Source organism: Enteractinococcus helveticum, from assembly GCF_020742345.1.
In the GTDB taxonomy this organism is placed as follows: domain Bacteria; phylum Actinomycetota; class Actinomycetes; order Actinomycetales; family Micrococcaceae; genus Yaniella; species Yaniella helvetica_A.
Genome location: NZ_DYXC01000111.1, coordinates 1 through 6,905, shown reverse-complemented (window position 1 = coordinate 6,905; position 6,905 = coordinate 1). Strand labels below are relative to the sequence as shown.

At 54.6% G+C, this 6,905-nt stretch carries 6 protein-coding genes and 1 pseudogene; 4 read left to right on the top strand and 3 right to left on the bottom strand.

What is annotated here, in order from left to right:
• Window positions 1-407: pseudogene (locus K8V32_RS10080) on the bottom strand (hypothetical protein); the annotation flags it as partial.
• 110 nt (window positions 408-517) lie between these two features.
• Here K8V32_RS10080 and K8V32_RS10075 point away from each other — a divergent pair.
• Both K8V32_RS10075 and K8V32_RS10070 read left to right on the top strand, forming a co-directional pair.
• Window positions 518-1,504, top strand: a complete 987-nt coding sequence (locus K8V32_RS10075; RefSeq protein ID WP_303906698.1) for an efflux ABC transporter ATPase subunit, DrrA-related — start codon at window positions 518-520, stop codon at window positions 1,502-1,504.
• Window positions 1,494-2,330 (top strand): ABC transporter permease, encoded by an 837-nt coding sequence (locus tag K8V32_RS10070; protein WP_303906695.1) that lies wholly within the window; start codon window positions 1,494-1,496, stop codon window positions 2,328-2,330. The genes K8V32_RS10075 and K8V32_RS10070 overlap by 11 nt, the downstream gene beginning before the upstream one ends.
• Before the next feature lie 76 nt (window positions 2,331-2,406).
• Here the strand turns inward: K8V32_RS10070 and K8V32_RS10065 are convergent, their stop codons facing one another.
• A complete protein-coding gene (locus K8V32_RS10065; RefSeq protein ID WP_303906692.1) occupies window positions 2,407-3,306 on the bottom strand; it encodes a macrolide 2'-phosphotransferase in 900 nt (299 codons plus the stop codon).
• 455 nt (window positions 3,307-3,761) lie between these two features.
• Between K8V32_RS10065 and K8V32_RS10060 the strand changes: the two genes are divergently transcribed.
• Window positions 3,762-4,772, top strand: a complete 1,011-nt coding sequence (locus tag K8V32_RS10060) for a bile acid:sodium symporter family protein (RefSeq protein ID WP_303906689.1) — start codon at window positions 3,762-3,764, stop codon at window positions 4,770-4,772.
• Between the two features lie 263 nt (window positions 4,773-5,035).
• Here the strand turns inward: K8V32_RS10060 and K8V32_RS10055 are convergent, their stop codons facing one another.
• The gene (locus K8V32_RS10055) at window positions 5,036-5,968 is read right to left on the bottom strand and encodes a nucleoside hydrolase (RefSeq protein WP_303906686.1); all 933 of its coding nucleotides are present in this window, start codon (window positions 5,966-5,968) and stop codon (window positions 5,036-5,038) included.
• 426 nt (window positions 5,969-6,394) lie between these two features.
• Between K8V32_RS10055 and K8V32_RS10050 the strand changes: the two genes are divergently transcribed.
• Window positions 6,395-6,904, top strand: a complete 510-nt coding sequence (locus K8V32_RS10050) for a hypothetical protein (RefSeq protein WP_303906683.1) — start codon at window positions 6,395-6,397, stop codon at window positions 6,902-6,904.
• Window position 6,905 lies beyond the last annotated feature (1 nt).

The window sequence follows — 6,905 nt, the reverse complement described above, 5'->3', positions numbered from 1 at the left end:
TCTAACCACGTCTCCAGCACCTGATCTTTATTACCTGCAACGGTGCGTGAAGTGGAGAGCTGGAAGTCACCGGTGCTCGTCTGTCCCGGTACGCGCAGTCCGGCATGTTGTTCAAAAGCAACTGCCGTGCCTTGGGCCCACCATTCTTTCTGTTTCACATCAGCAGGCATCAGCTCAAGTGCTAGCACAGCAATCTGGGAGTGATTCATTTGCCCGGCACCGGCCTCTTCAAGAAGTTGTACCCATTGTTGCCAAGGGCGATTCGTTGCAGCTTCAATGGCAGAGATATTTATCGGTTTGATCATGCCTTCTGTGATACCAGTGATCACGTCAGTTGTCACTGTTGCTGTCTTGTTGGATGTTTTGGGCAAGCGTAAAATTCTGAGCATGCACAGGAAGCCGCTCACTCAAGGGTTCCTGCGCAACCTACAGGGTTGATCGCTTCGACACCGTCAACCTTGACCTTCGACTTCAGGACCTGTCACGACCCACAGTTGGGTCCCACGAAAGTGTGAATATGACGAGCCCACAAATACACCGCCACCAGCCGGCCGTTGAAACGCAAAATCTCACGCAACACTTCGGCACCCAAGCAGCTGTGGACAACGTTAATCTCCACATCGCCACGGGTGGCGTTCACGCTGTGCTAGGCCCCAACGGTGCCGGAAAAACCACCATCATGCGAATCCTGACAACGCTGTTGCGACCCAGCAGCGGGTATGCCCGGGTTCTTGGCTATGACGTTGTCACCCATCCTGCACAAGTCCGTGAGCGGATCGCATTGACCGGCCAATTCGCTTCGCTCGATGAAGATCTGACCGGGGTGGAGAATCTCGCACTGCTGGCCAGATTACGGGGGTATCGAGGACGCAGCGCAAAATCGCGGGCGGAGTCGCTGTTGGCCGCGTTTGGTTTGCTGGATGCTGCCGCGCGCCAGGTTCGAAAATACTCTGGTGGCATGCGACGTCGTCTCGATATTGCTGCGTCGCTGTTGGTCCGACCAGATCTGCTATTCCTTGATGAACCAACGACGGGCTTGGATCCGCGCAGCCGAAACGATGTGTGGAACGCTGTACGTACCCTCGTGGACGCCGGAACGACAGTCTTGCTCACCACACAATATCTCGATGAAGCCGATCAACTGGCAGACCGGGTTACCGTCTTGGACGCCGGCCGGATTGTGGCAGAAGGTACGCCCGGTGAACTCAAAGCCATCGTTGGGTCCGGAATGTTGCACATCCGGTTAGCCAGCCCTGACCAGGGAGGCACTGCGGTCACGCTGCTCAATGCACGATCCGAAGAATCTGCTGAACTCAGTAGCGACGGCTTCACGGTGAGTCTGCGGCTAAGTGACATTGCCAAGGCCGCGCCGATGATCGCCGAACTGCAACACCAAGGTATACAACTGACGGAGTTTTCACTTGGTCAACCCAGCCTGAATGAGGTCTTTTTGGCACTGACCACTCCGCGTTCTACCCCACAGGAGCAACACGATGACGGTTAACAATCGTAGTGACGAACAGTTTGCTGTTCGCCTGGAAGACGCATTGGAAACTGCTGGATCGGTGCGTCTTATCGGACCTGGGTTAGCTGTGCTGACCTATACTCGGCGATCCCTGCTCAAAATCCGCCATGTGCCCGAGCAATTACTCGATGCCGTGTTGTACCCGGTGTTGTTCGTCCTGATGTTTACATACGTATTTGGTGGTGCCATCAGCGGCACGCCCGAAGATTATCTCCAATTTGCGTTACCCGGGATCCTGACGCAGACGGTGATCTTTCTGACGATCTACACCGCGATGACGATCAATACTGATATTGAAAAGGGCGTCTTTGATCGGTATCGTACCCAACCGGTCTGGCGGCCAGCTCACTTGGTTGGAGCATTGCTTGCGGACTCCCTGCGGTATGGCATCGCCACCACACTGACGTTAGCCGTTGGACTGCTCATGGGTTACCGGGCACCAGGTGGAGTGCTTGGTGTCGTAGCAGCCGTTGCTGTGTTATTCATGTTTTGTTTTGCGTTGAGTTGGATGTGGTTGGTCATCGGGCTCAAGGTGCGAACGCCCAGCGCGGTCCAAGGTGTCTCCGTGTTGATCCTGTTCCCGCTGACATTCATCAGCTCGGTTTTTGCACCGCCGGAAACGATGCCTGACTGGCTGCAGGTATTTGTCAATGCGAATCCGGTCAGTCAGCTCGTCGATACGCTGCGAGACCTCATGAACGGTGTGGCTAACTTCCAAAGCATCGTGATTGTGATCGGGGTATCAGTGCTGATCACGGTGATCTTTGCCCCCATCGCACTGCGAATATACAACCGCATTTCATAACAGCACGACTACTCTTGTGAACACATCGGATAGCTCGTGTGAACTCGGTTGAAAAATGATTGGCCTGACGACGGCTTCATGCTTCCGGATTGAGCGCGGCGGCTGCGGCACGGACATGTGCCGGATCTCCAGTTGTCAGAGCATAGATACCGTAGTTGATCGGTGAAATGGAGTAGAGCTCGGTGCAGTGCTCAGCGAATTTCGGTCCAACGTTGCCACCGTATTCTATGTACTGTTGAACGGTTGCCGCAAATGCTTTGTCGGACATCAAGACACGATGAAACGCGAAATCCTGTGCAGGATCACCGATCGCGGCAGTCGTCCAGTCCAAGACACCGACGATTTGTTGATTGGTGAGCAGCAGATGTCCCGGGTACACCTCGCCGTGGGTGAGGACCGAAGTTGTCGGCCAGAATCCGTCATCGGCTAACCAAGTGTTCCATCGATCTAGCAAGCTGGCAGCGACCTGAAACTCTGACGATACTTGAGTGATGTCGTCGGCAATGGCCTGTCGCACCTCATCTGGTGTCCGGATGTCAATACCGGTGTCGGCAACCTGCTGGCGGTCGATCGAATGCAACTGCGCTAAGAATTCACCCAACGAATGCGTGTATATCGGGTCCTCAACATCCACGTGCCAATCTAATGAGCCGTCGAGGCCGACTGATAAGCCAGGCTCCCCGGGCAAAAGCGGGTAGGCAATTAACGCTGAACTTTGAATACGCCAGTCGGGGACTGCTACATCCAGTAACGGAGCAACACGTTGTAAGAGTCGCCCCTCAGTAGTGGCTCGGGGCATGACATCCGAGCGACGGGGAATCCGCAGGACCCATCGTTCGCCGTTGTGTGCCGTGGCAATGGCAACCCGAAAATCCAGCCCGATTTCATTGATTGTGATGGTCTCAGGGATAAGGTCGAGACCGTGCTGGGTGGCAAGCTGTGTAATTGATGTTCGGTCGTGGGCATCTGTCTGCATGCTTCTACTGTTTCATACCCGTTCCCGGGGCAACAGCGGATGCGTTGACTACATAGCGGTGATAACCGTGCCACCTTGCTGATGCGCATCAATAAGGTGTGCCCATTGAGCCAGAATTGCAGGAAGTCAAAGGGCTCAACAAAAATTCATGGATCGTTACCGGTCTGCTCTACGCATCCTGATGAGGTCAACGGCCTGTTCAGCCATAGAGCACCCTTCCTGGCCAGAATCTGGTAATTGTTGCTACGATTGATGATTCGCATTTTCGCCAGCAGTGTTCAGCGCGCCTCGGATAGCTGACAGATAGGGCGAACCGCATCAATATAACAGCACATGTCCGAAGATCGTGCCAAGTTCTGTGTCATGTCAACTGTCCTTGTTATTTTGGCTGCTATGTTGCTTAGAACACCACAGTAAGTGTGAAACATACGGCATATGAGAGATTGGACGTAACGATGACCAAGCCAGTCAATACCCAGCAGCAAGGGCGGTCAGGTGAAGATCGATCGGCCCGCATTGCGGTAACGGTGTTTCCGGTCATTATTATCGTTGCGTTTCTTATCGGGTTTTTATTCCCAACTCAGACGGCGCCGCTCGCGCAATACACCAACGTTGCGCTTGGCATCATCATGTTTGCCATGGGGATTACCCTGACGATCCCGGATTTTGCCTTAGTCGTCAAACGCCCACTACCGATTCTGCTAGGCGTCGTCGCTCAATACGTGATCATGCCGGCTATTGCGGTGGCACTGGTGTTTATCTTCCAGCTGCCACCCGAACTGGCCGTTGGCGTGATCCTGGTGGGTTGTGCCCCGGGCGGGACTTCTTCGAATGTCATTACCTATCTGGCCAAGGGCGATGTCGCCCTGTCAGTCACGATGACTTCGGTTTCAACACTGTTGGCACCAATCTTCACACCGTTGCTGACCCTGTGGTTAGCCGGGACACTGCTGCCGGTGGATGCCGGGTCGATGGCAATGTCCATTGTCCAGATGGTACTCATTCCAGTGGTTGCTGGACTGCTGGTTCGCTGGTTGCTGCGCACCTGGGTTGACAAAATTCTGCCGCTGTTGCCTTGGGTCAGCGTACTGGGTATTTCCTACGTCGTCGTTGCTGTGGTTTCGGGCTCCGCCGATCGCATCATTGAAGCCGGTTTGCTGGTCTTGGCTGTCGTGGTTCTGCACAACGGCCTCGGATATTTACTTGGGTATTTCGCAGCTCGGGTATTCAACTATCCAGAACGCGTTGCCCGCACCACATCGGTGGAAGTGGGTATGCAAAACTCTGGACTGGCAGCTACACTTGCTGCAGCACATTTCAACCCGGTCGCAGCACTTCCAGCCGCGGTCTTCAGTGTGTGGCACAACATCTCCGGTGGCCTATTGGCACTGTTTTTCCGCTACCGCTCGGCACGTCAAGAAAAACGCGAGCTGGAAGTCCAAGAAGCGCACAGGAATGTTTCCTAACCGGCCATCCACGCAGGCTGGTGAATTACGGTGGTCCACACGATTATGCATAAATCGATTCGCACTGCGGTCTAAGGCCTGGAGCAGTGATGGGTCATCAACACGCCACTTTCACCTGGAATACAGGTGATTGAAGTGAGCCGCGGTTGGATGTTTGTTAGCGTGTTGGCCTGGCCGGTGAATACCTCGGCATAACACCACATGCTGTCAAAGCCATGCACGATGGGTCTCTGAGCGCCAGGAAAACAAGTCGTGACGATCTGCTATTGCTCGGACTGGTGAGGACGCATCGCGCGAATCACACTGTCGAGAATCAAACGCCTTGCTTGTTGCACCTGGACTCCGGTGGCAAACCACTGGTGACCGTAGTCGGAGGGCACCCAATGTGTCTTGCCAGCCTGACTGCCATAGGCCGGGATCTGGATCTTTGCCTGTTGAAACTCATAGACTTCTGGATGGCTTACGGCTAGCAGGGTGAGCGGATCACAGGGATTGGACTGTTCTAGACCGTGGTGGTGCCACCACGTCTGCGATTGCTCGACGATCAGCGCTGTGAGTGGATGCCCGGGCCTGGCTCGTTTGATCGCGTCTAGATCGGGTTCAGCATAGGGTACTTGGCGGCACAGTTCGATGCCGATGCAGATCATGGGGATGCCCAGTTCCATGAAGCGTGCGGCAGCCACGGCGTCGGAGAAAACATTGTGGTCGGGCCAGCTCTCCTCGAATTGGCCCGCCATGGCTACCACGCATCGTGGTTTGACCTTGCAATCCTCCAGTGCCTCAACGGCATTAGTCAGCGGCCCGATGGCGGCGACGACCAGTCTTGAGCCGTGCGTCCGCAACGCGTCGGCATACACTGCGGCCGCGGTAGTTTGTGGGTTTTCAACCCGGCTGAGGTCGAATCCCTCGCCTTCGTGCCCGGTCCAGAACACATCGCGCCCAGATTTTGGTTCCGCGTTGCCAAAACCAATGGGAACGTCGTCTCGTCCTGCGAGCGACAGTGTAGCGGCGGCAATTCTGGCCCGAAGGTGCGTGTCTCCGTAGACCGTCGTCACGCCGACGAGTTTCAAGTTTTGGCTGCCCAATACGAATAACAGGGCCAATAAATCGTCCACATTAGAACCGATATCGGTGTCTAACAGTACTGGTGTTTGTAATGAATTTACGGTGCTGGTGAGTGGTGGAGGTATCGACATGATGAGTGCTCGTTTCTCCCAAGCAGTCTGGCTGATGTGCCGTGCTTGTTCTTGCCTCTGTACTACCAACACTAACGGAAAACTTCAGCCAAAACGGGTTGCCAAAAATACTATTCGACCCGTAGCTGAGCATCTTGTTCATTGGCTCGACGTGTCTGCTAAGACAACCATGAGATGATGTTGCATTCGCCAGGAATGATCTCTGAAACCATGAGCAAGATTCGGTGATTTTGCACTGTGAGATCTTGCAGTATTACAACTTCCAGGAGTACAAATCGCGCAGCATGTCACGCTTTTGTCGTTGCCTCAGGCTAGTCAGTGGACAATTTCGGCCGGCTTGATCAGTGCATCGACGATGACCGGGCTGTTCAGCAGGTTATCCACAGGGCCAAAATAGACTGCTGAATCCCGCCCTAGGATGAAGACATGACACGGCATATCAAAGAACCCTCCATAAAGTTCACATTGGCGCTGCACCCCTGGCACGACTTCAACATACGTACCGAGAATTTGTGGGGACACTGGCTTGATCAGGAACAAGGCTTGGTGAGTTCCATGAATAATGCTTTCTACGTTCCGTTAGCGGTCAATGACACTGTTCGTGTGGCCAATGACGGATCCGGCACGTGGCAAGTGGTGGAGATTGTCAGACTGGCAGAGTCTGTCGTCACAACAACCTCTTTTGAACCACCGATGACGCCGAAGCAAGCGCTGGCGGTCTATGACGGGTGGGTGCATGACGGCAAGGCCGTATACACCGAGGGGCCAGGCGGTGGAATGATGGTGACTGCCTGGAGGGAGTTCTTGTCCGTCGAGGAGGTATTGGAAACACTCTCGCAGTGTTCAACACCCGGGTGGTCGACGTGGCAGATACTCACACCCGAACAGCGCAAGCAGGCGCTGGCGGAATGTGTTGATCTTGGACACGACAGCTAGA